This is a genomic window from Aliiruegeria lutimaris, assembly GCF_900099935.1.
Classification (GTDB): domain Bacteria; phylum Pseudomonadota; class Alphaproteobacteria; order Rhodobacterales; family Rhodobacteraceae; genus Tropicimonas; species Tropicimonas lutimaris.
In genome coordinates, this window is record NZ_FNEK01000013.1 from 15015 (window position 1) to 40870 (window position 25856).

The 25856-nt window shown below is 62.8% G+C and carries 22 protein-coding genes; 13 read left to right on the forward strand and 9 right to left on the reverse strand.

The genetic code is table 11. The features are described from left to right. The first annotated feature begins 67 nt into the window (after positions 1 to 67). The gene (locus tag BLR85_RS08000) at positions 68 to 760 is read left to right on the forward strand and encodes an HAD family hydrolase (protein WP_093153280.1); all 693 of its coding nucleotides are present in this window, start codon (positions 68 to 70) and stop codon (positions 758 to 760) included. Between the two features lie 2 nt (positions 761 to 762). Here BLR85_RS08000 and BLR85_RS08005 read toward each other — a convergent pair whose 3' ends face one another. The 5 genes from BLR85_RS08005 to BLR85_RS08025 all read right to left on the reverse strand — a co-directional run bounded on the left by BLR85_RS08005 (position 763) and on the right by BLR85_RS08025 (position 6260). Further along, on the reverse strand, positions 763 to 2025 hold the full coding sequence (locus tag BLR85_RS08005; protein WP_093153283.1) for a glycerate kinase type-2 family protein: 1263 nt from the start codon (positions 2023 to 2025) through the stop codon (positions 763 to 765). Positions 2026 to 2027: 2 nt separating this feature from the next. Further along, complete coding sequence (glxR, locus tag BLR85_RS08010) at positions 2028 to 2909, reverse strand: 2-hydroxy-3-oxopropionate reductase (RefSeq protein ID WP_093153286.1); 882 nt, start codon at positions 2907 to 2909, stop codon at positions 2028 to 2030. Between the two features lie 19 nt (positions 2910 to 2928). Next, positions 2929 to 3717 carry an HpcH/HpaI aldolase family protein gene (locus BLR85_RS08015; RefSeq protein ID WP_093153289.1) on the reverse strand — a complete coding sequence of 263 codons (789 nt, stop codon included), beginning with the start codon at positions 3715 to 3717 and terminating at the stop codon, positions 2929 to 2931. Positions 3718 to 3729: 12 nt separating this feature from the next. Next, positions 3730 to 5079, reverse strand: coding sequence for a glucarate dehydratase (gene gudD, locus BLR85_RS08020; protein WP_093153292.1), 1350 nt, complete (start codon positions 5077 to 5079; stop codon positions 3730 to 3732). A gap of 158 nt (positions 5080 to 5237) precedes the next feature. Further along, positions 5238 to 6260 carry a FadR/GntR family transcriptional regulator gene (locus tag BLR85_RS08025; protein ID WP_244520650.1) on the reverse strand — a complete coding sequence of 341 codons (1023 nt, stop codon included), beginning with the start codon at positions 6258 to 6260 and terminating at the stop codon, positions 5238 to 5240. Between the two features lie 70 nt (positions 6261 to 6330). Between BLR85_RS08025 and BLR85_RS08030 the strand changes: the two genes are divergently transcribed. From BLR85_RS08030 to araA, 10 genes are all read left to right on the forward strand, one after another. After that, entirely contained in the window at positions 6331 to 7371 is a 1041-nt protein-coding gene (locus BLR85_RS08030; RefSeq protein ID WP_093153295.1) for a type 2 periplasmic-binding domain-containing protein, read from the forward strand. Positions 7372 to 7512: 141 nt separating this feature from the next. Then, on the forward strand, positions 7513 to 7953 hold the full coding sequence (locus BLR85_RS08035; protein WP_093153298.1) for a tripartite tricarboxylate transporter TctB family protein: 441 nt from the start codon (positions 7513 to 7515) through the stop codon (positions 7951 to 7953). Positions 7954 to 7976: 23 nt separating this feature from the next. Continuing rightward, on the forward strand, positions 7977 to 9482 hold the full coding sequence (locus BLR85_RS08040; RefSeq protein WP_093153301.1) for a tripartite tricarboxylate transporter permease: 1506 nt from the start codon (positions 7977 to 7979) through the stop codon (positions 9480 to 9482). Then, a complete protein-coding gene (gene garD / locus BLR85_RS08045) occupies positions 9479 to 11008 on the forward strand; it encodes a galactarate dehydratase (protein WP_093153304.1) in 1530 nt (509 codons plus the stop codon). The genes BLR85_RS08040 and garD overlap by 4 nt, the downstream gene beginning before the upstream one ends. A gap of 82 nt (positions 11009 to 11090) precedes the next feature. Next, positions 11091 to 12296 carry an L-talarate/galactarate dehydratase gene (locus tag BLR85_RS08050; protein WP_093153307.1) on the forward strand — a complete coding sequence of 402 codons (1206 nt, stop codon included), beginning with the start codon at positions 11091 to 11093 and terminating at the stop codon, positions 12294 to 12296. Between the two features lie 537 nt (positions 12297 to 12833). Then, positions 12834 to 13865 (forward strand): multiple monosaccharide ABC transporter substrate-binding protein, encoded by a 1032-nt coding sequence (gene chvE / locus BLR85_RS08055; RefSeq protein WP_093153480.1) that lies wholly within the window; start codon positions 12834 to 12836, stop codon positions 13863 to 13865. Between the two features lie 85 nt (positions 13866 to 13950). Beyond that, positions 13951 to 15477 (forward strand): multiple monosaccharide ABC transporter ATP-binding protein, encoded by a 1527-nt coding sequence (mmsA, locus tag BLR85_RS08060; protein WP_280138469.1) that lies wholly within the window; start codon positions 13951 to 13953, stop codon positions 15475 to 15477. Continuing rightward, on the forward strand, positions 15470 to 16693 hold the full coding sequence (gene mmsB / locus BLR85_RS08065; protein ID WP_170844489.1) for a multiple monosaccharide ABC transporter permease: 1224 nt from the start codon (positions 15470 to 15472) through the stop codon (positions 16691 to 16693). Before mmsA ends, mmsB begins: the two co-directional genes overlap by 8 nt. Before the next feature lie 146 nt (positions 16694 to 16839). Further along, the gene (gene araD / locus BLR85_RS08070; RefSeq protein WP_093153313.1) at positions 16840 to 17529 is read left to right on the forward strand and encodes an L-ribulose-5-phosphate 4-epimerase AraD; all 690 of its coding nucleotides are present in this window, start codon (positions 16840 to 16842) and stop codon (positions 17527 to 17529) included. Between the two features lie 43 nt (positions 17530 to 17572). Then, positions 17573 to 19081 (forward strand): L-arabinose isomerase, encoded by a 1509-nt coding sequence (araA, locus tag BLR85_RS08075; protein WP_093153316.1) that lies wholly within the window; start codon positions 17573 to 17575, stop codon positions 19079 to 19081. Between the two features lie 114 nt (positions 19082 to 19195). Here araA and BLR85_RS08080 read toward each other — a convergent pair whose 3' ends face one another. Further along, positions 19196 to 20164, reverse strand: a complete 969-nt coding sequence (locus tag BLR85_RS08080; protein WP_093153318.1) for an SMP-30/gluconolactonase/LRE family protein — start codon at positions 20162 to 20164, stop codon at positions 19196 to 19198. Between the two features lie 24 nt (positions 20165 to 20188). Beyond that, on the reverse strand, positions 20189 to 21193 hold the full coding sequence (gene araC / locus BLR85_RS08085; RefSeq protein WP_093153321.1) for an arabinose operon transcriptional regulator AraC: 1005 nt from the start codon (positions 21191 to 21193) through the stop codon (positions 20189 to 20191). A 129-nt stretch (positions 21194 to 21322) separates the two neighbouring features. On the opposite strand from araC, the gene BLR85_RS08090 reads away from it, so the two are divergent. Next, complete coding sequence (locus BLR85_RS08090; protein WP_093153324.1) at positions 21323 to 22945, forward strand: ribulokinase; 1623 nt, start codon at positions 21323 to 21325, stop codon at positions 22943 to 22945. Between the two features lie 88 nt (positions 22946 to 23033). On the opposite strand, the gene ygiD is transcribed toward BLR85_RS08090, so the two are convergent. Together ygiD and BLR85_RS08100 are read right to left on the reverse strand one after the other, a co-directional pair. Beyond that, positions 23034 to 23858: a 4,5-DOPA-extradiol-dioxygenase gene (ygiD, locus tag BLR85_RS08095; RefSeq protein ID WP_093153327.1), complete on the reverse strand. Its 825-nt coding sequence runs from the start codon at positions 23856 to 23858 to the stop codon at positions 23034 to 23036. A gap of 49 nt (positions 23859 to 23907) precedes the next feature. Then, entirely contained in the window at positions 23908 to 24330 is a 423-nt protein-coding gene (locus BLR85_RS08100) for a DoxX family protein (RefSeq protein ID WP_093153330.1), read from the reverse strand. 453 nt (positions 24331 to 24783) lie between these two features. On the opposite strand from BLR85_RS08100, the gene BLR85_RS08105 reads away from it, so the two are divergent. Next, positions 24784 to 25833: a TRAP transporter substrate-binding protein gene (locus BLR85_RS08105; RefSeq protein WP_093153333.1), complete on the forward strand. Its 1050-nt coding sequence runs from the start codon at positions 24784 to 24786 to the stop codon at positions 25831 to 25833. The last annotated feature ends 23 nt before the right edge of the window (positions 25834 to 25856 follow it).

Sequence of the window (25856 nt, forward strand, 5' to 3'; positions counted from 1 at the left end):
GTCAATCGGAACCAGCCGCGGCTTGCCGTTCTAGGCGGGCCGCGACCTTCCAACATGGGAAGATGACATGGAGCGTCCCGACGCAATAATTTTCGACCTGGACGGTGTTCTGGTCGATAGCGAGCCGATGTCGCTTGCATCCTTGGCTGCTGAAATGCGGGCCGTCGGCGTCGCCGACGCGACATCCGATCATGTCCGCGCGCAATATCTCGGCGTCTCGCTTCCGACGGTCAAAAAGGATGTCGCGGAATATCTCGGCGCGCCCTGTCCGGATGACTTCGAAGAAAACTACCTGAACCGGCTCTATGCGGCCTATGACGGCGGACTGCGGCGCATTGATGAAATGGTGGCCGCGCTGGACCGGTTTCAGGCCGAAGGCATCGCGACCTGCATTGCCTCCGGCGGTTCGCTGCCGAGGATCCGCAGGACGCTTGCTTTCGCGCGGCTGACAGAGCGGTTCGGCGACCGGATCTTCAGCGGCGAAGATGTCGCCAGGGGGAAACCCGCGCCGGATCTCGTGCTTCATGCCGCCATGAGTATCGGTGTCGCGCCGTCGAGATGCCTCGTGATCGAGGATTCTCCGCACGGAGTCGAGGGTGCGCGGGCGGCGGGCATGCGCGCCGTGGGGTTCACGGGCGGTAGTCATCTGGAAACGATCCGTGAGCAGCAGGCCCAGACCCTCCGCAATGCGGGGGCCGAAGCGGTGTTCCGCGATGCGGCGGATGTCCAGTCCCTCGTGCTCGCCGCGGCCGCGGCGTAAGCCTAGGAAATCAGGATCGCCCGGAAGTCGTTGACATTGGTCAGGGTCGGGCCGGTGATGACCTGATCGCCGAGGGTTTCGAAGAAGCCGTGGCCATCGTTGTTCTCAAGGCTCGCGCGGGGCGATAGACCGGCCAGCAGGGCCTTGCCGAGTGTCTCGGGACCGATCACGGCGCCGGCGACCTCGGTTGCTCCGTCGACGCCATCGGTGTCTCCGGCCAGCGCATGAACATCCGGCGCTCCGCCCAGTGCCACCGCCAGGGACGGCAGGAATTCCACGTTGCGCCCGCCACGGCCATTGCCGCGCACGGTGACTGTCGTCTCTCCGCCCGAAAGCAGGACGCAGGGGCGTTGGAAGGGTTGGTCGTGTTGCAGGATCTGGCGGCTGATCCCGGCCATGACAATTGCCACTTCGCGGGCCTCGCCTTCGATCGAGTCGCCGAGGATATGCGTCGCATATCCGGCCTCGCGCGCAACCTCCGCTGCGGCGAGCAACGACTGTTGCGGCGTGGCAACCAGATGCGTTTCGACGCGGGCAAGCCGCGCGTCGCCCGGTTTCACGCTCTCGCACCGGTCCGACGCGAGGGTCGCTCGCACCGACACCGGCAATTCGAGGCGATAGCGTTCGACGATTTCCAGCGCATCTGCGCGCGTCGTCGGGTCGCCGACCGTCGGGCCGGAGGCGATGTTCATGGGATCGTCGCCCGGCACGTCCGAGATCAGCAGGTTGATCACCCGTGCCGGATGACAGGCAGCGGCAAGGCGCCCGCCCTTGATCGCCGACAGGTGGCGACGCAGGCAGTTCATCTCGTCAATAGTGGCGCCGCATTTCAGCAATTCCCGGTTCACCGCCTGTTTCTCGGCCAGCGTGATGCCGTCGAGCGGGCAGGGCAGCAGTGCAGAACCGCCGCCCGAGATCAGGCAGAGGACCGTGTCATCCTCCGTCAGGTTTTCAACCAGGGAGAGCATCCGCCCAGCGGCCTTCAGGCCGGGCGCGTCGGGTACGGGATGGGCGGCCTCGATGATCTCGATCCCGTCGCAGGGAACGGCATGGCCGTAACGGGTTACGACCAGCCCCTCCAGGGGCTGGCCGTAATGGCGCTCGGCGGCCCGCGCCATCGCGGCGGAGGCCTTTCCAGCGCCGATCACCACGATGCGCCCCCGTGCAGGCATGTCGGGGAGAGAGGGTGAGACGCAGAGATCGGGCTGTGCTGCCGCGACCGCCGCGTCAAACATGCTGCGCAGGAGCGCCTCGGGCGTTGTCATGCTCAGGCGATTTCGTGATTGCCGAGCATTTCCAGTGCCTTGACCATTGCCGAATGGTCCCAGGCCGAGCCGCCATGCGCGGCGCAGGCGTTGAAAAGCTCCTGCGCGGTGGCGGTGTTGGGCAGGCTGAGGCCCATCTGGCGGGCGTTGGACAGCGCGAGGTTGAGGTCCTTCTGGTGCAGCTCGATGCGGAAGCCCGGATCGAAAGTCCGCTTGACCATGCGGTCGCCATGGATTTCGAGGATCTTGGAGGAGGCGAAGCCGCCCATCAGCGCCTCGCGCACCTTCGCCGGGTCGGCCCCGGCCTTGGAGGCAAAGAGCAGCGCCTCGCCCACGGCCTCGATATTCAGCGCGACGATGATCTGGTTGGCGACCTTGCAGGTCTGCCCGTCGCCATTTCCGCCGACCAGCGTGATATTCCCGCCCATCAGGTCGAGCAGCGGCTTCAGGGTGGCGAAGGTCTCCTCGGAGCCGCCGCACATGATGGAGAGGGTCGCGTTCTTCGCGCCGATCTCGCCGCCGGAAACCGGTCCGTCGAGGTATTCACAGCCCAGCTCGTTGATCCTGGATGCGAATTCCTTGGTGGCGATCGGCGAGATCGAGCTGTGATCGACCACGATCTTGCCAGCGGAGAGCCCTTCGGCCACGCCGTTCTCACCGAAAAGCACAGCCTCCACATGCGGCGTGTCCGGCACCATGATGAAGATGATATCGGCGGCTTCGGCGACGTCCCTGGCGGTGGCACAGGCCGTGCCGCCGGCCTCGATCAGATCGGCGGGAACGTCCGGGATCGAGTTGAGGAAAAGCTCGTGGCCCGCCGCGATGAGGTGGCCGGCCATGGGCTTGCCCATGATGCCGAGGCCGATAAATCCGAGTTTGCTCATATGAATGCTCCTTGAAGTGTCAATAACTGCCGCTGCCGCTCTTGGGCATGCCGGCGCGCATCGTGCCGAGAACCTGCTGCGAGCCCGCGGCCATCAGCCGGGCGTCGGAGGAAATGGTGACTAAACGGAAGCCCATCTCGATCCGCTTCAAGGCGAACTCGGGCGTGCCGTTATGGATGCCGGGGATCTTGCCGGCCTCCGTGGCCTTACGGACGATCATCTCGATGGCTTCGGCCACGGGCTTGTCCACATAGTCGAAGGTGGGCGTGCAGCCGAGCGCAAGCGAGAGGTCCGAGGGGCCGATATAGACCGCGTCGAGCCCGTCGACCTTGAGGATCTCGTCGAGATTGTCGAGCCCGGCCCGGGTTTCGATCATGGCGAAGGTGACGATAGTGTCATTGGCGTGCTGCGGGTAGTCGGGCCCGCCATAGAGCAGGCCCCGGATCGGGCCGAAGCTACGCGTGCCCATGGGCGGGTAATGCGTGTAGCTGACCAGCTTCTCCGCATCCTCGGCGGAATTGATCATCGGGCAGATCACCGCATAGGCGCCGGCATCGATGATCTTCATCAGGTGGGCCGGGTCGAGCCAGGGCACGCGCGCCATGGGCACGGTATCGGTGGTCGAGATCGCCTGGAACATCGAGACGGCGGCCTGGTAGTCCACGACGCCGTGCTGAAGGTCCACGGTCAGGGAATCCCAACCCTGATGCGCCATGGTCTCGGCCGAAAACCCGCTGGGAACAGCCAGCCAGCCGTTTACGGCAGCCTCGCCGCGAGCCCAGATCTCGCGAAGTCTGTTGGGGCGCATTTTCAGTCCTCCTTATCGCACCAGGCAGGGGCGCTTGTTATCGAATGTCCAATTGGGGATCAGGAATTGCATCGCTTCGGCATCGTCGCGCGCGCCCAGTCCCTTTTTCTTGTAAAGCTCATGCGCAGCCTCGATCCGGTCGAGGTCGGGCTCGATGCCGAGGCCCGGACGTTCCGGCACCTGCACCATCGATCCTTTGATTTTCGGCGGCTCCTTGGTGAGCCGCTGGCCGTCCTGCCAGATCCAGTGCGTGTCCAGCGAGGCGATCTCGCCGGGGGCGGCAGCGCCGGCATGGGTGAACATGGCCAGCGAAATGTCGAAATGGTTGTTGGAATGCGAGCCCCATGTCAGGCCCCAGTCGCGGCACATCTGTGCGACGCGGACGGTGCCGGCCATGGTCCAGAAATGCGGGTCGGCCAGCGGGATATCGACCGATTGTAGCAGGATCGAATGGCCCATCTGGCGCCAGTCGGTCGCCACCATGTTGGTTGCGGTGCGCAGCCCGGTTGCACGGCGGAACTCGGCCATGATCTCGCGGCCCGAGTAACCGTCTTCGGCGCCGCAGGGGTCCTCGGCGTAGGCGAGAATATCGTCACGCCCCTTGCAGAGCCGGATCGCCTCGTCGAGCGACCAGGCGCCGTTCGGGTCGATATTGACGGCCGCATGCGGGAAGCGGCTCTTGATCGCCTCGATGGCCAGCATCTCTTCCTCGCCGGCCAGAACGCCGCCCTTGAGCTTGAACTCGGTGAAGCCATAGCGTGCCTCTGCCGCCTCGGCCAACCGCACGACGGCCTCCGGCGTCAGCGCTTCTTCGCTGCGCAGCCGGTCCCAGTCGTCGGCCGCGTCACTTTCGTCGCGATAGTCCAGCGTCGTCTTGTTCCGGTCGCCGACATAGAAGAGATAGCCCAGCATGCGCACGCCATCGCGCTGCTGGCCTTCGCCGAGAAGTGCTGCGACCGGCAGGTTCAGGAACTGGCCCAGCAGGTCCAGCATCGCCGCCTCGACGGCGGTGACGGCATGGATCGTGGTGCGCAGGTCGAAGGTCTGCAACCCGCGCCCGCCGGCATCGCGGTCGGCAAATTCCCGGCGCATCGCGTTGAGAGCGGCGTTGTAGTCGCCGATGCCCCGTCCGACGACGAGGGGGATGGCGTCTTCCAGCGTCTTGCGGATCTTCTCGCCGCCGGGAACCTCACCAAGGCCGGTATTGCCGGTGGAATCGGTCAGCAGGACGATGTTGCGGGTGAAGTAGGGGCCATGCGCGCCGCTGAGATTGAGCAACATGCTGTCGCGCCCGGCAACGGGGATCACCTTCATCGAGGTTACCCGTGGCGTACTTCCATTGGCAGTATCGATTCCGGGCATCTCGTCACTCTCCTCCGTTGGTGCGCCCGTGATGAGCACCCTCCACCCGACGCAACTTGTTTCTAAGTCATCATACAAATTTATGCAACAAAAAGAATTGGGGTGGTTCTGCATGGTGTCGAACCTTGGGCATTCAGTTCTTGCCCTGAGGGTGGGGGTCAGCTCTTTCGGCGAAGAAGGGTTCTGTAACGGGCTTGGCTGCTGCGCAAATGGTCCCGCATTGCCGCGCGCGCATCATCCTCGTTGCCTTCGAGAATCGCGTTCACGATGGCTTCGTGCTGGGTGCAGAGCATGTTCACGTATTCCGCCTGTTCGGCTTCGGTATGATCGTTTTCCAGCGTGCGCCGGGGGATCGACTCGGGGCCGATCAGAGACAGGAACTCGGGGAAACGGGCGTTGTTCGCGGCTTCGGCGATGGCCATGTGGAGCGCGAAGTCGGCATTGGTGGTTTTCTCCCCGGCTTCCGCCGCGGAGCAGAAATCATGAAAGGCATCAATGATCTTGCCTTCCTGTGCAGGGGAGCGTCGCGCGGCGGCAAGGGCGGCGGATTCGCATTCGACAGCCGTGCGAATCTCAAGAATTTCAAGCATGGATGAGATGCGGCTGGGGTCCACTTCCTGGAAGGGAAGGAGGCTGGCTCGCTCCGAGGCCAGGATGTAGACACCGGATCCCTGCCGCGATTCGACCAGTCCGTCAGCGCGCAGCGAGGCGATCGCCTCGCGGATTACCGTCCGGCTGACGGAAAACTCCTCTGTCAACCGAGCTTCGCTTGGCAGCTTGTCGCCGGGTACGTATTTGCCTGCGTTTATCTGGTCGAGCAGCTTGGCGCGAACGCTGGCCGCAAGCGTTCGGCGTCGGTTTCCCTTGGGCCTTTCGGGCTGTTCCATGTCGGAATCTGCCATGAATACGAGTGCCTTTCCGGGTTTTTTCATTCGGTTGACCATCTTCTTACCTGTTCGACGAATTTGCGTCGAGATCTCCCTTTTACCGTGGTGGCCGCGACCCTGTCTCCTTTCCGGGGAGCGATTTGCTCGGGTGCGGGTATCCTTGCGTGATGAATCCCTGTTTGGGGTGCGTTGCTTCGACAAGTTGTATGATAAATATTGACCGCACTTGCGGCAAGCGGTAAGAGTTATCGCACAAGTTGTGCCGCGCGGGTCGGGGGGGGCGAACGGAGCCATCCTGTCCGGCCGGGGTGGCCTGATTGGAGTGACGCCGCCGGGAGGGTGGTGTCGAGCAAGGGAGATCGGAATGCTCAAGAAACTGACAAAGACGCTTTGCGTGGCGACCGCCTGTGCCGTTGTTGCGATGCCGGTGCTGGCAGCCGACGGTCCGCTGCGCGGAAACCTGCGTGTCGTGATCGGGTCAAGTTCGACCGGCGGTGACACTTACCAGAACTCGAGCATCATCGCCGAGGCGCTGGCCGAGAACATCGGTATCAACATCAAGGTCGATGCAACCGGCGTGACCGAAGCCTACAAGGCGCTCGGTCGGGACAAGCGCGGCAATACGGTCATGATCTTCCACGACCAGGCCTATCTGGGCAATCTCTACGGCGTGAAAGGCTATGCCGATCCGTTCGAGAGCTACATTATCGGGCCGACTGTCGCGATCAACCCGGGCAATGCCTATCTCGTGCCGAAGAACTCGCCCTACCAGACGATCGAAGACATCATCCAGGCCTGCGCGAACGATACCCAGATCCGCGTGGCCATTCAGCCCGGCGGCGTCTCCGAAATCGGCTACACGGCTCTGAAGAACGCGATCAAGGTTCGTTATCCCGGCAAGGAAGGCAACCTTGTCGCCGTGAATACCGGTTCGCAGTCTGACAAGAACCAGCTTCTCTTCGACGGTCAGGCCGACCTGATCAACGGCTCCGTCCAGGCCAACGAGCAATACACCCGTCTGCCCGAGGACGACCAGAAAGCCATGCGCTTCGTCTGGCTGACCGCGCGCAAGGAGACCATCGAGCAGGCCCACGAAGAGGGCATGGGCGCGACGACCCGCGATGACCTTCTGCAATTCGTGAGCCCGAGTGCCTCAGTCACCTTCGACGGCGACAAGGACTTCACCTTCGATAAGGAATTCTTCTTCCTCTACAACAAGGACATGGATCCGGCGATCATCGAACAGATCGACGCGTCGCTGACCGAGATATTCGAGGCCGGTGAAATCCAGGAAACCCAGAAGAAATCCTTCTTCATCCCCAATTTCAAACCGTCCGCAGAGGCGCAGACTTATCTGAAGGACAAGCGGGACCAGTATGAAGTGATCATCGAGGCACTGCAGTAAGCAGACCGATCTTGCGGTCCCGCCCATTCGGGTGGGGCCGCGCCACGCTTCGGCAGGCGCCACGCCATGGCCGGGTCACCTCGACCGGGCTAACATAAGGAGCCACCGAATCCCGCGCAGGATCCATGGGAGGAAGCCCGCATGGAACAGGAAACCGGCCCGTTCAGCGTCTCGATCGATTTCGATCAGTCGCATCTTTTCTTTCCGAACATCATCCACTGGGTTCTGGTCTTTCTCGCCCTTTCGATCGTTCTCGTGCATGGGCGGGAGATCGTCCGTCACGTGCAGGGTTGGAAAGAGAGCTACCGCGAGCACGGGCTGGATTACGACCGGCTGAGGCTGTTCGGCACGTTCGGGCTCGTGATTGCCTATTTCCTTCTGATGAACTGGGTTGGGCAGCTCTTTCCCAATACCGGCATGGGGTTTCTTCTTGTCTCCATGCCTTTCATGGCGCTTCTGTCGCTGCTCTACGTTCATGACCTCGACCGCAAGAAGTTCCTGCTCATCCTCGCGAACTCGGTGATCGCGCCGCTTGTGGCCTGGTACGTTCTTGCACAGCTATTCTACATCACCCTTCCTTAAACGCTGGTCGACGGGGCTGCCCCATGGAAATTCTCTCTAATCTCACCCCGATGTTCTTCGCGCTGACCGCGTTTGGCGTCATGGTGGGGATCGTTTTCGGTGCGATACCGGGCATGACGGCCACGATGGCCCTCGCCGTCTGCTTGCCGATGACCTACGGCCTCGATCTCACCAACGGGCTGGCGCTGTTGCTGGGCCTCTACGTGGGCGGAATTTCCGGCGGCCTCGTGCCAGCGATCCTGCTCAATATTCCCGGCACGCCATCCTCGATTACCACGACATTCGACGGATACCCGATGACCCAGAAGGGGCAGGGGGAGCGCGCGCTGAAGGTCGGGATCAGTTCCTCGCTCTTTGGCGGCCTGTTCAGCGCGGTGATCCTGTTCCTGTTCGCGCCGACGCTGGCCGATGTCGCCATCAAGTTTTCCTATATCGAGAAGTTTCTGATCATCCTGTTCGCGCTGACCGTCATCGCCTCGCTGTCGCAGCGGCTCCTCGTGGGGCTGTTCAGCGGTGCGCTCGGCATCTGGTTCGCCCTGATCGGCACCTACGACATTACCGATGGCGGCAATGGCGAATACCGGCTGCTCCCGGATTTCCTCGTGAACTATCTCGACAGCGGGTTCTCTCTTCTGCCGGTCCTGATCGGCATGTTCGGCCTCGGTACGATCCTGCAGGAAGCCGAAAATGGCGTTCGGGAGGAAGCCGTCGACAGTGTGAAGTTCCAGAAGGGAGCAAAATTCTCCTTCTCGATCTTCAAAGGGCAGTTCGTGAACCTGTTTCGCTCCAGCTCCATCGGCACTTTCGTCGGGATGCTGCCCGGGGTTGGAGGCAGCGCTGCCTCCGTGCTCTCCTATACGCAGGCCAAGAACTTCTCCCGCGAACCCGATAAACTTGGCACCGGGGAGCCCGAGGGCGTAATCGCCTCGGAATCCGCAAATAACGGGCTTACGGGCGGGGCGCTCATACCGTTGCTCTCGCTTGGCATCCCGGGCGACTCGACCACCGCCGTTCTCATTGGGGCTTTCACTCTGCAGGGCATCCAGCTCGGCCCGCTCTTTATTGGCGAGAATACCGTCACCTGGGACGTGATGATGGTTTCGCTGGTCTTTGCGAACCTCGTGATGTTCATGGTCATGTTCTTCGCTATCCGGCATATTGCCAAGGTGGTGATGGTACCGAAATTCCTGCTCTATCCCGGCATCCTGATGATGTGCGTGGTCGGCGCTTATGCGATCAATTACGGCGTCATGTTCGACGTCTGGACGCTGCTCATCTTCGGTGTCTTTGCCTGGCTCGGACAGAAGGTCGGGCTCGAGATCGCGCCCTTCATCATCGGCTTCATTCTGGGCGGGCAGGCCGAGATCTATTTCGTCAAGAGCCTCGAAAGCTTCGGCACGCTGACGATCTTCTTCACCAAGAGCCCGATCGCGCTGTTCCTCTGGGGGCTGATCGCGGTCTCGGTTGCCTATTCGGTCCATCACACGATCCGGGCAGTGAAGCGGAAGAACGGGGGGAATGGAGCATGACGGAAGCGACGATCCCCGCGTTGAAGATCCATGGCGCGGACAATGTCTCGGTGGTGCTGACCGAAGGTGGGCTCCAACCGGGCGCCCGTCTCGACGATGGGACGGAGCTGCGCGAGGCGGTTCCCTTCGGCCACAAGGTCGCGCTGGAGGATATCCCGCGCGACGGGGTCATCACGCGCTACGGCGTGACCATCGGCATCGCGTCCGAGGATCTGCCGCGCGGCACCTGGGTCAACGAGCACCGCATGCGCCTGCCGGAGCCGCCGGCGCTGGACGACCTTCCGCCGCCCGCGCCGCAGCCGGCGCCGCCCGCGCCGCTGGAGGGCTACACGTTCGAGGGCTATCGCAATGCAGATGGCAGCGTCGGCACGCGCAATATCCTCGCCATCTCGACCAGCGTGCAATGCGTTGCCGGGGTTGTCGATCACGTCGTCTCACGGGTGCAGGCGGAGCTTCTGCCGCGCTACCCGAATGTGGACGGTGTGGTGGCGCTCAACCACGCCTATGGCTGTGGCGTGGCGATCAATGCGCCCGATGCCATCATCCCGATCCGCACCGTGCAGAACCTGGCGAAGAACCCGAATTTCGGCGGTGAGGTGATGGTCATCGGCCTTGGCTGCGAGAAACTGCGGCCCGAATGGCTGCTGCCCGAGGGCGACCCGTCGGCCTCGGTGCTGACGCTTCAAGACCCCGCGCATATCGGGTTCGCGGCGATGGTCGACGCGATACTGAAGCAGGCCGAGGAACATCTGGAACGGCTAAACCGGCGCACGCGGGAGACATGCCCGGCCTCCGACCTCGTGGTGGGCGTGCAATGCGGCGGCAGCGATGCCTTTTCCGGTGTCACCGCCAATCCGGTGATCGGCTGCGCGGCGGATCTGATCGTGCGCGCGGGCGGCTCGGTGATGTTCTCGGAAGTGACGGAAGTGCGCGATGCCGTGCACCTTCTGGCGCCACGCTGCGCCGACAAGGAGACCTCGGAGGCTCTCGCGCGAGAAATGGCCTGGTACGACGCCTATCTCGCCCGTGGCGGGGCCGACCGCAGCGCCAACACCACGCCGGGAAACAAGGCCGGCGGGCTTTCGGGCATCGTCGAGAAGTCTCTCGGGTCCGTCGCGAAATCCGGCAGCTCCCCGCTGGCCGATGTCACCGGGCCGGGCGAACGGATCAGCCGCAAGGGGCTGACCTTTGCCGCGACCCCGGCGGGGGATTTCGTCTGCGGCACGCTGCAACTCGCGGCCGGCATGAACGTGCATATCTTCTCTACCGGACGCGGAACGCCCTACAATCTTCCCGCTGCGCCGACGCTCAAGGTGGTGACGAACTCGGCACTGGCCAGACGCTGGTTCGACCTGGTGGACCTCGATACCGGGCGCGTTGCAACCGGCGAGGCGACGATCGAAACGCTCGGGATGGAGCTGTTCCAGCTCATTCTCGACACGGCCAGCGGCAAACGGATCACCGCCGCCGACCGGCTCGGCATTGTCAACGATCTGGTGCTGTTCAACCCCGCGCCCGTTACCTGACGCGGCGGGTCGTTCTAAATTCGGCTTTCCGGTCGGGCGCCGACACGGCGTCCGGCATCCACCTGGGCGCAGGAGACCTGGCATGACACTCGACCTTTCTTCCCGGCGCATTCAGACCCGTCCCCCGCTTGCGGGAACGGATCGGGGGGCTGCAAGTCAGGACGCTCTGACGGGGCTGCGCGTCTCCCATGTTGTCGCGCCGCTGAAAGCGGCCCTTTCCGACGCCAAGGTGCTTACCGGCCGGCAGACGCCGCTGGTCCAGTTCGATCTGCTGGTTGTGGAGGCGCAGAGCGAAACCGGTGCAACCGGCATGGGATATTCCTACACGCTGCGCGCGGGAGGGCCGGGGATGTTCTCGCTTGCCTGCGAGATCGCGCCGCGGATCCTCGGGGAGGATCCGAACGATATCGGCCGGCTCTGGGAGAAGCTGCGCTGGCAGGTCAATTCGCTCGGCCGCGGGGGCATGGCCTTCCAGACCATCGCCGCCTTTGACACGGCTTTGTGGGACATGAAGGCACGCCGCGCCGGGTTGCCGCTTACGAAACTGCTCGGGGCGCATCGCGACCATGTTCGGATCTACAATTCCGAAGGGCAGTATCTTCAGGCGTCGATCGACGAGATCAAGGCGGCGGCGGATCGTTCCCTTGCGCTCGGAATGGGAGGCATCAAGCTGAAGGTGGGCCAGCCCGACGGTCAGGAAGATCTGAGGCGCATCGATGCGCTCCGAACGCACCTTCCCGACGATGTCGCGATGATGGTCGATGCAAACCAGCAATGGGACCGGACCTATGCGCTGCAATTCGGCCGCATCGTCGATGAGCTTGGCCTCGCCTTCATCGAGGAACCGCTCGACGCGCTCGATTTCGAGGGGCATGCGATGCTGGCGCGAGAGCTCGCCACGCCGATCGCGACCGGCGAGATGCTGACATCGCTCGCCGACGCCGTGCAGCTGATGCGGGCCGGTGGCTGCGATATCGCCCAGTTCGATGCGCCCCGGATCGGCGGGATCAGCCCGTTCCTCAAGGCGATGAGCTTTGCCGAGGAGTTGCGTGTCGATATCGCGCCGCACTGGATGATGGAGCTGCAGGTCCATCTTGCCGCCGCCTATCTGCAAGAGCCCTGGGTCGAGCATTTCTTCAGTCTTGAACCGGTTTTCAACGAACGCCTGGAAATTGCAAACGGGCGTGTTGCGGTTCCATCCCGTCCAGGGCTCGGGCTGTCGCTGAGCGATGCCGCGCGCGATTGGACAGTGTCCCGCAGTGCGTTCGGAGAGATCTCCCGCCTCTGACTCCCGCCCGGACCACCATCTGCAAGCGGCTTGACGGCTTTGCCGAAACGGCATTCGCCATGCGCGTATTCTGCATGACGCGTGGTCCGTCTATCCCGAATAAGTACCTGAGAAATGGAAGCAGTCTTGGCCTTCGCGCCCTCCCGAGGCCGGGATTTCCGGGGGTGCGCCTTGAGGAGGTGGCGGAATCGTCCATGTTTTCGAGTGAAAGGCATATTCCGAATCGAGCGCCCAGAGGGCATGGTGTTTGCAGGAGGACAAAGCTCTTCGAGTTTTGGAGCCCGACTTCGGCGGGGCCAGTTCGATAGAGTTCACGTTAAGGGATATGTTGGGCAACAGGCTGCGCCGGGTAACGGTTGCAGCAGTATAGAGGTTTTCCCGACCGGGGAGGCATCGATCATCCATGTCGCCCAACCGTTCCGTGAACTCACAATGGCCCGGAAGGTCTCAACTTCTAAGCGCACAGGGTTTGCGCAGATCTGGGAGGATCACATGCGTGGTTTGAAGAACTGGACGGCAGCACTGGCCGTCGGTGCCATGACGGCTGTTTTCGGCACGTCGGAGGCAGTTGCCGCCGACAAGGGCTATGTGGGCATCTCGATGCCGACGAAGAGCTCCTCGCGCTGGATCGCCGACGGCGAGAACATGGTCAAGCAGTTCAACGAGGCCGGTTACGAAACCGACCTGCAATATGCCGAGGACGATATTGCCAACCAGCTCCAGCAGATCGAGACGATGATGCTGAAGGGCGTCAACGTGCTGGTCATCGGCGCCATCGACGGCACCACCCTGTCGGCCGCGCTGGAGAACGCCGCCGCATCCGGCATCAAGGTCGTCGCCTATGACCGCCTGATCCGCGATTCCGGCAATGTCGACTACTATGCCACGTTCGACAACTTCCAGGTTGGCGTGCAGCAGGCCTCCTCGCTGGTCGCCGGTCTCGAAGAGCGCTTCCCGGACGTCTCGCCCTGGAACATCGAAGTCTTCGGCGGCAGCCCGGACGACAACAACGCCTATTTCTTCTATAATGGCGCGATGTCGATCATCCAGCCGCTGATCGACGAAGGCAAGATCAGCATCGTCTCCGGCCAGATGGGCATGGACACCGTCGGTACGCTCCGCTGGGACGGCGCCGTCGCGCAGGCCCGCATGGATAACCTGCTGTCTGCCAACTACACCGAAACGCAGCTTCACGGCGTGCTTTCGCCCTATGATGGCCTGTCCATCGGCATCCTCTCCTCGGTGAAGGGTGTTGGCTATGGCTCCGGCGATCTGCCGATGCCGATCGTCACCGGCCAGGACGCCGAAGTGCAGTCGGTCAAGTCGATCCTCGCCGGCGAGCAATATTCCACCATCTACAAGGACACTCGCGAGCTTGCCCGCGTCACCGTCGGCATGGTGGATGCGCTGCTGCAGGGCGGCGAGCCGGAAATCAACGACACCGAAACCTATGACAACGGTGTCAAGGTCGTGCCCTCCTACCTGCTGGCGCCGCTCCCCGTGGATGCGTCCAACTGGGAAGAGCTGCTGATCGGCTCGGGCTACTACACGATGGATCAGATCAAGTAAGATTTCCTCCCCCCGGGGGCGGCGCGTCAGGCGCCGCTCCCTCCGGACAAGAAACAACGAAAATCTCCGGACCTGGAGTCGCATAATGAACGCCATCCTGGAAATGCGCGGCATCACCAAGACGTTCCCTGGCGTGAAGGCGCTGGACAACGTCAACCTCTCGGTCGAGGAAGGTGAGATCCACGCGCTTGTCGGTGAAAACGGTGCCGGCAAATCCACCCTCATGAAGGTTCTGAGTGGGGTTTATCCGCACAACGAGTTCGAAGGGGACATCCTCTATCGCGGTGAGACGCAGAAATTCTCTCGAATCGCTGACAGCGAGGAAAAGGGGATCATCATCATTCACCAGGAGCTGGCGCTGGTGCCGCTTCTGTCCATCGCCGAGAATATCTTTCTGGGCAACGAGACCGCCAAGGGCGGCATCATCGATTGGAACGAGGCGCACCGCCGGGCCAAGGAAGTGCTGGGCAAGGTCGGGCTGAGTGAGCCGACCACAACCAAGATCACCAATCTCGGCACCGGCAAGCAGCAGCTTGTGGAGATCGCCAAGGCGCTCTCCAAGCGGGTTGAATTGCTGATCCTCGACGAACCGACCTCTTCGCTGAACGAACACGACAGTGCCGCGCTTCTGGAATTGATGCTCGAATTCAAGCGCCAGGGCATCACCTCGATCATCATCTCGCACAAGCTCAACGAGGTCGCCTATGTCGCCGACACGATCACCGTGTTGCGCGATGGCCAGACGGTGAGCAGCTTCCCCTGCGAGCACGGCCCCGAGATCGAGAACCGGATCATCAAGGAGATGGTGGGCCGGGAGCTGACGAACCGCTTCCCGCCGCGTGATGTCGCCAAGGGCGACGTGATCATGGAGGTGAAGGACTGGAATGTCTATCACCACCTGCATTCCGACCGCCACCTGATCCGCGACGTGAACATCAACGTGCGTGCCGGCGAGATCGTAGGCATCGCGGGCCTGATGGGCGCGGGGCGTACCGAGCTGGCGATGAGCGTGTTCGGACGCTCCTATGGCCAGAAGATCTCCGGCGAGGTGCGCCTCAAGGGCGCGCCCGTGGATGTCAGCGACATCAACAAGGCGGTGGAACTCGGCATTGCCTACGTGACCGAGGACCGCAAGGAATACGGCCTCGTGCTGGAGAACTCGATCAAGAACAACCTGACGCTGGCCAACCTGGAAGGCGTCTCCCGGAAGGGCATTCTTGACGATCAGGCCGAACGGCGGGTCGGGCGCGAATATATCGACAAGATGAACATTCGCTGCTCGTCGATGCTGCAGGACGTGGTGAACCTCTCCGGTGGCAACCAGCAGAAGGTCGTGCTCGGCAAGTGGCTCTATTCCAACCCGGAAGTGCTGATCCTGGACGAACCGACCCGCGGGATCGACGTGAATGCCAAGTTCGAGATCTACACGATCATCAACGAACTGGCGGCGCAGGGCAGGGGGATCGTCTTCATTTCCTCCGAGATGCCCGAGCTGCTCGGCATGTGCGACCGGATTTACGTGATGAACGAAGGCCGGATCGTGGGCGAACTGCCCGCCTCCGAAGCCTCCCAGGAAAAGATCATGACCATGATCGTCAAGAGCGATGGGTGACAAGATGCAACAAGTGGTCAACGCCCCGGCTTCGTCGAGCGAAGCAGAAAACAAGATTACGATAGGCAGCTATATCAAGGCCAACATGCGCGAATACGGGCTGTTGCTGGCGCTGATCGTCGTCATGGTCTCGTTCCAGATCATGACCGACGGCATCCTGATGAAGCCGCTCAACATCACCAATCTGGTGCTGCAGAACAGTTACATCGTCATCATGGCGATCGGCATGCTGCTGGTCATCGTGGCCGGCCATATCGACCTGTCGGTGGGCTCGGTCGTGGGCTTCATTGGCGCGCTCGCGGCGGTGCTGATGGTCTCCTACGAGGTGCCGGTCTTCATTGCCGTGATCATCTGCCTGCTGGCCGGCGTCGCCATCGGCGCGGTGCAGGGTTACTGGGTGGCCTATCACAGGATCCCCGCCTTCATCGTGACCCTCGCCGGCATGCTGGTCTTCCGCGGGCTGACGCTGGCGCTGCTTCAGGGCCAGTCGATCGGACCGTTCCCGACCACGTTCCAGCGCCTGTCTTCGGGTTTCATCCCGGACCTGACCGGCATGGAAGGGACGCACGGGCTCACGCTGCTGCTCGGCGCCGTCATCTCGCTCTACCTTGTCTATGCCAATTTCCGCTCCCGGATGGCACAGCAGAAGATCGCCTCGGCCGAGGAACCGCTCTCCGTCTTCATCCTGCAGAACGGGCTGATCCTGTTTGCGATCAACTATTTCACGCTGCTGATGGCGGGTTATCGTGGCTTGCCCAACGTGCTGATCGTGATGGCGGTCCTGATCGCGGCCTACAGCTTCTTCACCTCGCGCACCACGATGGGCCGGCGGATCTATGCGATCGGCGGCAACGAGAAGGCTGCACGCCTCTCGGGTGTCAACACGCAGAAGCTCACCTTCCTCGCCTTCGCGAACATGGGCTTCCTGGCCGCGCTTGCCGGTCTGGTCTTTGCCGCGCGGCTCAACTCCGCCTCGCCCAAGGCCGGTGTCGCCTTCGAGCTTGACGTGATCGCGGCGGTCTTCATCGGCGGTGCGTCGATGTCGGGCGGTGTCGGCACCGTTGTCGGCGCGGTGATCGGCGCCTTCCTGATGGGTGTGATGAACAACGGCATGTCGATCATGTCCGTGGGCATCGACTACCAGCAGGTCATCAAGGGCCTCGTGCTTCTCGCCGCCGTCATCTTCGACGTCTACAACAAGAAGAAGGCCGGCTGATCCTACTCTCCGCTGCTGGCCGTCTCCCCCTGGCCAGCAGCACCCCTCGGAGCCGGCGGCGGACCACCCTCATATCCTGGCCGCCGGCTCCACCCTGACCCCCAATCCGCCGTGGCAAGCGCGCCACTGTCCAAGGAGTTGCCGCCATGTTGAAAGCGCTGCGCGAGGCCGTTCTTGAGGCCAATCTCGAACTCAACCGCAGGGGCGTGGTGATCTACACTTGGGGCAATGTCTCCGGCATCGACCGCGAAGCCGGACTGGTAGTCATCAAACCCTCCGGGGTCTCCTATGACGCGATGTGCGCCGATGACATGGTGGTCGTGAACCTCGAAAACGAGGTCGTCTGGGGCGAGAAGAAACCCTCCTCCGACACGCGGACCCACACGGCGCTCTACCGTGCGTTCCCCAGAATCGGCGGCGTCGTTCACACCCATTCCCCCCATGCCGTCGGCTGGGCGCAGGCCCGGATGGAGATCCCCTGCCTTGGCACCACGCAGGCCGATTACTGCTCCGGCCCGATCCCCTGCACCGAGCCGCTTACGCCCGAGCAGGTGGAGCGCGATTACGAAGGCGAGACTGGCGTGAACATCCTCCGCGCCTTCGAGGGGCGCGACCCGATGGCCCAGCCAATGGTGCTGCTGGCCGGCCATGGCCCCTTCGCCTGGGGCAAGACGCCGGACGACGCGGTGCATAACGCCGTTGTGCTGGAGAAATGCGCCGAGATGGCGACGATCACGCGGATGGCCTGCGGAGGCCTGCCGCCGCTCGAAGATTACGTGCTCGACTACCACTACCAGCGCAAGCATGGCGCGAATGCCTGGTACGGGCAGAAGTGAACCGGATGCGGCCCCGATGGCCGGAACTAGGAAAGGCAAGAAAATGATCGGACTGAACCCGCTGAAAATCTGGTTCATCTGCGGCTCGCAGCACCTTTATGGGGCCGAGGCACTGTCCAAAGTCGAGACCAATGCGCGCGAGGTCGTCGCCGGGCTCGACGGCTCCGGCAAGCTGGCCCTGCCGGTGGAATATGCCGGCCTCGCCACTCGCTCCAGCGAAGTGGCCGAGCTTTGCCGGCGTGCCTCCGCCGACCCCGAATGCGGCGGCGTGATCCTGTGGATGCACACCTTCTCGCCCGCCAAGATGTGGATCCGCGGGTTGAGCCAGCTCACCAAGCCGGTTTTGCACCTGCACACCCAGTTCTACTCGGAGCTGCCCTGGGACAGCATCGACATGGATTACATGAACCTGCACCAGGCCGCGCATGGCGACCGGGAAGCGGGCTTCATCCATTCCCGCCTGCGGCTGGGGCGCAAGGTCGTGGTCGGGCATTGGTCTGACGCAGAGGTCCTAGAGCGTATCGACACCTGGATCCGCGCCGCCCGCGCCTGGGACGACTGGCAGGGCGCCCGATTCTGCCGCTTCGGCGACAACATGCGCGATGTGGCCGTGACCGACGGTGACAAGGTCGGTGCCGAGATGGCCTTCGGATTTGCCGTGGACGGCTATGGCATCATGGATCTCGCGGACCGGATGGCCACGATTCCGCAGGCCGATATCGAGGCGCTCGCTGCCGAATATGTGAAGCTCTACGATGTCGATCCGGCGCTCGCGCCCGGCGGTGCCCGCCACGAGGCGCTGCTCTACAACGCGCATCAGGAACTCGGCATGGGCGCCTTCCTCTCCGAGGGCGGCTTCAAGGGTTTCACCCACACGTTCGAAGATCTGCACGGGCTGACCCAACTGCCCGGAATCGCCACCCAACGGCTGATGGAACAGGGCTACGGCTTTGCCGGCGAGGGCGACTGGAAGACCCCGGCGCTGGTGCGGGCGATGAAGGTCATGGGCCACGGGCTGACCGGCGCGACCTCCTTCATGGAGGATTACACCTACAACATGGTGCCCGGTTCCGAGTGCATCCTTGGCTCGCATATGCTCGAAGTGTGCCCCTCCATTGCCGAGGGAACCCAGAAAGTGGAAATCCACCCGCTCGGCATCGGCGGAAAGGACGACCCGGTCCGGCTTGTCTTCAATGCCCGCAAGGGGACGGCGGTCAATGCCTGCCTGATCGACATCGGCAACCGCTTCCGTCTGGTCGCCAATGCCGTCACCGCGGTCGATCACCCCGACCTGCCCAAGCTTCCGGTGGCCCGGGTCGTCTGGGAATGCAAGCCGGACTTCAAGACCGCCTGCGCGGGCTGGATCCATGCCGGCGGCGCCCATCACACCGGCTTCAGCTATGACGTGACGCCGGAGATGCTGGACGATTTCGCGACCATTGCCGGGATCGAACTGGCGATGATCGACGAAGGCACCGAGATCGGCCGCTTCCGCCAGGATCTGCGGATGAACGAGGTCTACTGGCATATCGCGGGCGGATTCCGCGCCTGAACGGGTGAGGAAAGCCAATTCGAGCAGGGCTGGCGGCGGATCGAAATGATCGGTCGCCGCCTTTGTCTTTGGCTATCGACAAAGCCGCCGCGCCGCTTGCGGGCGTTGCCCGGATCACCCGCCCGGCGCGCCCGCGACATTCACGTAAAGCGCATAGATCGACTGCGAGGCGGCCATGAAAAGCCGGCTGTTTGCCCGTCCGCCAAAGCAGAGATTGGCGCAGCGCTCCGGCAAGGCAATGCGCCCGATCGGCCTGCCGTCGGGCGCAAAGATCATGACGCCATCCAACTCGGGATCGCCCATGCCCCAGCCGCACCACAGATTGCCGTCGACATCGCACCGCATCCCGTCGGGCGTGCCGGGGCCGGCGTCGATCAGTACCCGTTTGGTCGATAATGTGCGGCCATCCTTGCCAAGGTCGAAAGCCAGGATCTTTCGGTTCGGAATCCCGCGCGACTCGACGATATAGAGGATGCTTTCATCGGGCGAGAAGCAGAGGCCATTCGGACCGAGTATGTCATCGGCAACGACGATCGCCTCTCCCGTTTCGGGATCGAGGCAATAGACATTCTGTGCGATCTCGGGCTCGGATTTGTAGCCCTCGTAATTGCCGGATATGCCGAACACCGGGTCCGAGAACCACACGGAGCCATCGGACTTGACCACGATATCATTGGGCGAGTTCAGGCGCTTGCCCTCGAAATTGTCCATCAGCGTGGTGATCGTTCCGTCATATTCCGTACGCGTGATCCGGCGCCCGCCATGTTCACAGGATACAAGGCGCCCCTGCCTGTCACGCGTATGGCCATTCGCGAAATTGGACGGGGATCTGTATTCACTGACATGACCCGTTTCTTCGGTCCAGCGCATGATCCTGTTGTTGGGAATGTCACTCCACAGCAGGTGACGGGCGTCGCCGAACCAGACCGGCCCTTCGCACCAGCGCATTCCGGTCGCCAGGCGTTCGATACCTGCTGATGGAAGGCGGTACTTGTCAAAGCTCGGGTCGAGCGATTCCACCGCCGGATCCGGATAGCGGGTCGTCGGCTTCCAGCCGTCGGGATATGGATCCTTGGTCTTCATCCAGCGTTCTCCTGCTGTTGGCAGCTATATCGTTTCGTTCACATCCGCTTCGCCTTGCTGCAGCGGAAGGATCTCGGTGTGGCGCTCACGGAAATGGCGGGGACTCATCCCAGTATGGCGACGGAATACGCGGGAGAAATAGAGCGGATCGTCATAACCCACCATCTGGCTGAGCGACTTGATCGGCACGCCGCTGATGCGCAGCAACTGCATCGCATATTGCACCCTTTGTGCGTCGCGCCATTGCACCACGCCCGTGCCCATGTATTTGCGAAACAGGCTGGAAAGTCGCGAGGGTGACAGGCACACATGGTCGGCTACCTCGCGCACGCCGATCGGCCGGGCGAGGTCCTTGGAGATCATCGCGCAGGCCGCCAGCACCCGTTCGTCCACCACCTCGGGAGAGTTGCGGGCATCGCGGGCGAGCCGCGCGCAGGAGAGCAGGATATGCTCCAGCCGGTTGAAGGCGAGATCGAGCGAGAGCGCGTCATGGCGCTGCGACCAACCCTCGACCTCCACGAAGAGTCGGAACAGTTCCGAGAATTTGCCCTCGTCGCGATGGCGCAACAGGTGCACGCCGTCGATCCGTGTGCCCCAGTCCAGCCAGGGTTTCCAGAAGGCGCGTGGCTGGAAATAAATCCAGCGGTGCCACCACTTCTCCGCTCCTTGGGCACGGCCATAGAAATGCGCGGCCTCGGGCGGGAATAGCAGGAGGTCGCCGGGGCCAACTGTGAATTCCTGATCACCCTCGAAGACCTGTCCCGTCCCATCGACGGTCAGGTTGACGATCCAGCCGCGCATGCCTTTCGGCCGATCGACGAAGAAATCCAGAGGCCCGTCCTTCTCGATCGGGGTGATTCCGGCGACAAGGCGCACGTCGAACCGGAAGCCGGGAAAGAGCGAAGCGACCTGTTCATCGTCGCTGGTCGATGGCGAATAGGCCAGCTTGGAGATGATGCGTTCGACCTGCGGATCTTGTGACGGGTCGAAGTCAGCTTTTTCGTCCATGTCTCCAACTCTATGCTGCATTGTTTGGGGACCTCCTGATCCATTATTGTATTGGAGCGGGCCGAGCTGGAAAAGAGATGAAGCGTGGCATCCCAAGTGGATTGTCCATAATGCTGGTATCTCGGCCCGTATTGATGGAGGAGGAATAGGATGTCTGATACGGGTGAAACCTGCCTGCTTGGGCTGGATTTCGGGTCGGATTCCGTGCGTGCCGTGGTGGTGCGGGCGGCCGATGGCGAAGAGATTGCCTCAAGCGTGGCGGACTATCCCCGCTGGGCGGAAGGGCGCTTTTGTGCGCCCGCGCGCCAGCAATTCCGCCAGCACCCGGCTGATTACATGGAGGCCATGGTCTCCGCCGTTCGCGGCGCGCTGGACGAATGTGGCGCGACCGCGCCACGGATTGCCGGGATCGGTGTCGACACCACCGGATCCTCGCCGCTTCCCGTCGCCGCCGACGGCACTGCGCTGGCGCTCAAGGATGGCTTCACCACGGATCCCGATGCCATGTGCATCCTGTGGAAGGACCACACCTCGGTTGCCGAGGCCGAGGCGATCAACGAGCTCTGCGCGCGCGGCGAGCATGAGAACTACATCAAGTATGTCGGCGGCATCTACTCCTCCGAATGGTACTGGGCCAAGATCCTGCGGGTTGGCCGCGTGAACCCGACCGTGTTCCGCGCCGCCGCGAACTGGGTCGAGCTGTGCGACTATATCCCGGCGCTGCTGACCGGGGTGGACGATGCTTCGAAAATCGTGCGTGGCCGCTGCGCCGCCGGGCACAAGGCGCTGTGGCACCCCGATTGGGGCGGCCTGCCGGATCGGGACTGGCTCACGGCGCTCGATCCCTGCCTGGGCAACCTCGCCATGCCGCTCTTCTCCGAAACCCGTACCTCGGACCAGGAAGCGGGCAAGCTCTCGCCCGAATGGGCAGGCCGTTTCGGCATCGAGGCCGGCATTCCCGTGGCCGTCGGCGCCTTTGATTGCCACATGGGCGCCATCGGCGCCGGGATCGAGCCCTACACGCTTGTCCGCGTGATGGGCACATCGACCTGCGATATCCTCATCGCGCCGCCGGAAGAGGTGGGCGACACGCTCGTCCATGGCATCTGCGGGCAGGTGCCGGGCAGCGTCATGCCGGATTACATCGGCTTCGAGGCCGGGCAATCCTCCTTCGGCGACGCTTTCGCCTGGTTCGAGCGGATCCTGCAATGGGGCCGGAGCGATGCGGGCCGCAAGGGTTCGCTGCTGCCGGCGCTGGAAGCGGAGGCCGCCGAGTTGCCGCCCGGGGCGCTTGGCGAGCGGGCACTCGACTGGCTCAATGGCCGCCGTACGCCGGATGCTAACCAGAAGGTGCGCGCGATGATGGCGGGGATGCATCTGGGCTCAACCGCGCCGTCGCTCTACCGGGCATTGGTCGAGGCCACCGCCTTTGGCACTCGCGCCATTGTCGAGCGGTTCGAGGATGAGGGCATTCCGGTCAAGAGTATCGCCGGTATCGGCGGGATCGCGCGGAAGTCGAACCTGATCAGCCAGGTCTGCGCCGACGTGATGAACCGCGAGATCGACGTGATCGAATCCGATCAGGCCTGCGCGCGCGGCGCCGCGATCTGTGCCGCCGCTGCTTCCGGGCTTCACGCCGATATCGGCGCGGCCAAGGCAGCCATGCTCAGCCCGGTCGAAAAGACCTTCAAGCCCAGCGCGGAGGCGCACAAGGCCTACGAGGCCATTTATGCAGATTACAAGCGGCTGGGGGCCTTCGCCAACGATTTCTGAGCCTGTTCGGGAGTTTTCGGCATACCCTGAAGCGCCGTTTCTCACGACATGTCCCGGACGCCTCGGCGCCCGGGATTTTCTTTTTTCGTCACGCCTTGTGGAACACAAAGGACCGCATTGAGACCGATCCGAGGTCGATGGAGTCGGTCATGAAGGTCAACTCGTCCTTCGCGTCGGACGCACCGGCCACGGTCAGCGCCGGAAGGTAGTGATCCACCGACGGATGCGCCATGCGCAGCAAGCTGCCAAGTTGCTTTTGGTCGGCCAGCGCCGCGAGGTCGCGCTCAGTCAGCCGGTCGGCAAAAAGCGTGTCGAACTCCATCGCGAAATCCTGCGGCTTTCCGCCGGGGCGCATGGCGCGCAAGTTGTGCACCACGTTGCCTGAACCGAGGATCAGAACGCCGCGGTCACGCAGCTCCGAGAGGGTCCGGCCGAGCTCGAGCTGGTAGTCCAGCCCCCGGCCCATGTCGATCGAGACCTGGAAGACAGGCACGTCCGCCTCGGGGTAGAGAAATTTGAGAATGGTCCAGGCTCCGTGATCGAGCCCCCATGTCTCGTCTTCCTCGGCGTGGTGGCTGGCCAGCAGCTTGACCACCTCGCGGGCAAGTTCGGGGTTGCCGGGCGCAGGGTAGTCCTGCGCGTAAAGCGCGTCCGGGAAGCCATAGAAATCGTGGATGGTGCGCGGCATGGCCGAAACATCGACCAGCGTCGTGCCGCGGGTCATCCAGTGGGCCGAGACCACGAGGATCGCCTTTGGGCGCGGCAGGCGACGGCCCAGATCGGTCCAGGCGCGGCTGAAAGCGGTGTCCTCGATCGCGTTCATCGGGCTGCCATGTCCGAGGAAGACAAGCGGCATCCGGTCCGAAGGCGACAGGCGGTCGCGCAGGTTTCTCAGGGCTTGTGCGGTACTCATGTCAATCTCCCAAGGGGCAGGGGGCCGCCTGTGCGGCGGCCCGGTTGGCTCAGGCGAACTGGCCGAGCGTTCTGTCCAGAACCGGTAGCCGCAGCGCGTAGGCGCCGCCGCCAAGCAGGACGAGCGTGCTCTGCACGATGGCCCAGAACACCGGGAACTCCCAGCCGCCACCCTGGGCGGAGAAGCTCCAGCCATTGCCCCAATGCGCCCAGGCGGCGCCCAGCAGGATCGGGACAAGGGCCAGCGAGACGAGACGGGTGGCCACGCCGGCGATCAGCGCCAGGCCGCCGGCGAGTTCGGCGAAAATGGTCAGGTAGGCAAGAAAGCCGGGAAGGCCGAGGCTTTCAAAATACCCCACGGTGCCGGGGATGGAAAAGATCTGCACCTTCATCAGGCCATGTGCGAGGAACAGGACTCCGCTGGAGACGCGAAGGGCGAAGGCGGCGTAGTCGGAGGAGGAATGCGTGGTCATGTCTTTGGTCCTTTGTGTTGGGGGCTCTGGCGGCTGGCGCGATTTTCATCCCGCCGTTTTGCCTGCCGCCTTGTGGGTGCCCTTGTTGATCTGCAGCGAACCTATGGCGCGCAGGTCACCTATGAAATGGCGAAGATGGAGAATGACTATCTCTAAATTGTTCTCAAATGAATTTCAGGAAACCGATTTCGCACCGTTTCAATCGCGCTTCCAAGCGATTTGGCCCCGGAAATCGTCGCGGATAACGAGAGGGACAAGGGCTGCTCGAAGATGACTGTGTTCGGGTTAACTTTCTCAAAAAGAAAACTAAACTGGATAAATCGTCAATTGACTTGTTCGTTTCCGTATTGGATCGTGCCGTATCCGTTATGACCCATAATCAATTTGTGGAGGTGCCGCCACTCGGCGGATAGGGCAGGTTGACGGGGCGTTGGAACGATCAGGGAGGAAACAATGATCAAAACGCGCAGGAATATTCTGCAATTGCTTGGGGCAACTGCCCTTACGGCTATTGGTTTCGGCAGCACTGTAAATGAAGCTTCGGCGGCGGATGTGACGCTGCGCCTGCACCAGTTCCTGCCGGCACAGGCGAACGTGCCGAAAAACATCTTCGAGCCCTGGATGGCAAAGATCCAGGAGGAGTCGGGGGGGCGCATCGAGTTCCAGCACTTCCCGGCAATGCAGCTCGGCGGCAAGCCGCCCGAACTGATCGATCAGGCGATTGACGGCGTTGCCGATATCGTCTGGACGCTGCCCGGCTACACGCCCGGCCGCTTCCCGCGCACCGAGGTATTCGAGCTTCCCTTCACCATGACCAATGCCGAGGCAACCTCGCGCTCCTTCTGGCAGCTGGCCGAGGAGACCATGCTGGACCAGGACTTCAAGGATGTGAAGGTTCTGGGCCTTTGGGTGCACGGCCCCGGCCTGATCCACTCCAAGGAGCCGATCGATTCCATCGAGGATCTCAACGGTGTCAAACTGCGGGCGCCGACCCGGGTGACGAACCAGATGTTCAGCGAGCTTGGCGCGACGGCGATCGGAATGCCGATCCCGGCCGTTCCCGAGGCCCTCTCCAAGGGCGTGATCGACGCCACCGTGATCCCGTGGGAAGTGACCGGCGCGCTGAAGATCAATGAGCTGGTCGAGAACCACACCACCTTCGGCGAGGACTCGCTCTATACTTCGACCTTCGTACTGGCTATGAACAAGGATCGCTGGAACGCGCTGCCCGACGATCTCAAGGCGATCATCGACGCCAATTCCGGCGAGGAATTCTCGGCCTTTGCCGGCAAGCAGATGCAGATGGACGATGCCGGCCCGCGTGACGCTGCCATCGGGATGGGGGCGAACATCATCGAGCTTTCTCCCGACCAGGTGGCCGCGTGGAAAGAAGCCGCTGCTCCGGTCGCTGCGGCCTGGATAGCCGAGATGGACGAAAAAGGTCTCGATGGGACCGGTCTGCGCGCGCGCGCGCTCGAGCTGATCGAAGCCAACACCAAGTGATCCTGCAGGTCCCCGGGCGCATC

Excerpts from the sequence above, each read along its gene's own strand:
- BLR85_RS08000 (WP_093153280.1), top strand. The coding sequence starts at position 68 with ATGGAGCGTCCCGACGCAATAATTTTCGACCTGGACGGTGTTCTGGTC.
- BLR85_RS08005 (WP_093153283.1), bottom strand. The coding sequence starts at position 2,025 with ATGACAACGCCCGAGGCGCTCCTGCGCAGCATGTTTGACGCGGCGGTC.
- glxR (WP_093153286.1), bottom strand. The coding sequence starts at position 2,909 with ATGAGCAAACTCGGATTTATCGGCCTCGGCATCATGGGCAAGCCCATG.
- BLR85_RS08015 (WP_093153289.1), bottom strand. The coding sequence starts at position 3,717 with ATGCGCCCCAACAGACTTCGCGAGATCTGGGCTCGCGGCGAGGCTGCC.
- gudD (WP_093153292.1), bottom strand. The coding sequence starts at position 5,079 with ATGCCCGGAATCGATACTGCCAATGGAAGTACGCCACGGGTAACCTCG.
- BLR85_RS08025 (WP_244520650.1), bottom strand. The coding sequence starts at position 6,260 with ATGGCTCCGTTCGCCCCCCCCGACCCGCGCGGCACAACTTGTGCGATA.
- BLR85_RS08030 (WP_093153295.1), top strand. The coding sequence starts at position 6,331 with ATGCTCAAGAAACTGACAAAGACGCTTTGCGTGGCGACCGCCTGTGCC.
- BLR85_RS08035 (WP_093153298.1), top strand. The coding sequence starts at position 7,513 with ATGGAACAGGAAACCGGCCCGTTCAGCGTCTCGATCGATTTCGATCAG.
- BLR85_RS08040 (WP_093153301.1), top strand. The coding sequence starts at position 7,977 with ATGGAAATTCTCTCTAATCTCACCCCGATGTTCTTCGCGCTGACCGCG.
- garD (WP_093153304.1), top strand. The coding sequence starts at position 9,479 with ATGACGGAAGCGACGATCCCCGCGTTGAAGATCCATGGCGCGGACAAT.
- BLR85_RS08050 (WP_093153307.1), top strand. The coding sequence starts at position 11,091 with ATGACACTCGACCTTTCTTCCCGGCGCATTCAGACCCGTCCCCCGCTT.
- chvE (WP_093153480.1), top strand. The coding sequence starts at position 12,834 with ATGACGGCTGTTTTCGGCACGTCGGAGGCAGTTGCCGCCGACAAGGGC.
- mmsA (WP_280138469.1), top strand. The coding sequence starts at position 13,951 with ATGAACGCCATCCTGGAAATGCGCGGCATCACCAAGACGTTCCCTGGC.
- mmsB (WP_170844489.1), top strand. The coding sequence starts at position 15,470 with ATGGGTGACAAGATGCAACAAGTGGTCAACGCCCCGGCTTCGTCGAGC.
- araD (WP_093153313.1), top strand. The coding sequence starts at position 16,840 with ATGTTGAAAGCGCTGCGCGAGGCCGTTCTTGAGGCCAATCTCGAACTC.
- araA (WP_093153316.1), top strand. The coding sequence starts at position 17,573 with ATGATCGGACTGAACCCGCTGAAAATCTGGTTCATCTGCGGCTCGCAG.
- BLR85_RS08080 (WP_093153318.1), bottom strand. The coding sequence starts at position 20,164 with ATGAAGACCAAGGATCCATATCCCGACGGCTGGAAGCCGACGACCCGC.
- araC (WP_093153321.1), bottom strand. The coding sequence starts at position 21,193 with ATGCAGCATAGAGTTGGAGACATGGACGAAAAAGCTGACTTCGACCCG.
- BLR85_RS08090 (WP_093153324.1), top strand. The coding sequence starts at position 21,323 with ATGTCTGATACGGGTGAAACCTGCCTGCTTGGGCTGGATTTCGGGTCG.
- ygiD (WP_093153327.1), bottom strand. The coding sequence starts at position 23,858 with ATGAGTACCGCACAAGCCCTGAGAAACCTGCGCGACCGCCTGTCGCCT.
- BLR85_RS08100 (WP_093153330.1), bottom strand. The coding sequence starts at position 24,330 with ATGACCACGCATTCCTCCTCCGACTACGCCGCCTTCGCCCTTCGCGTC.
- BLR85_RS08105 (WP_093153333.1), top strand. The coding sequence starts at position 24,784 with ATGATCAAAACGCGCAGGAATATTCTGCAATTGCTTGGGGCAACTGCC.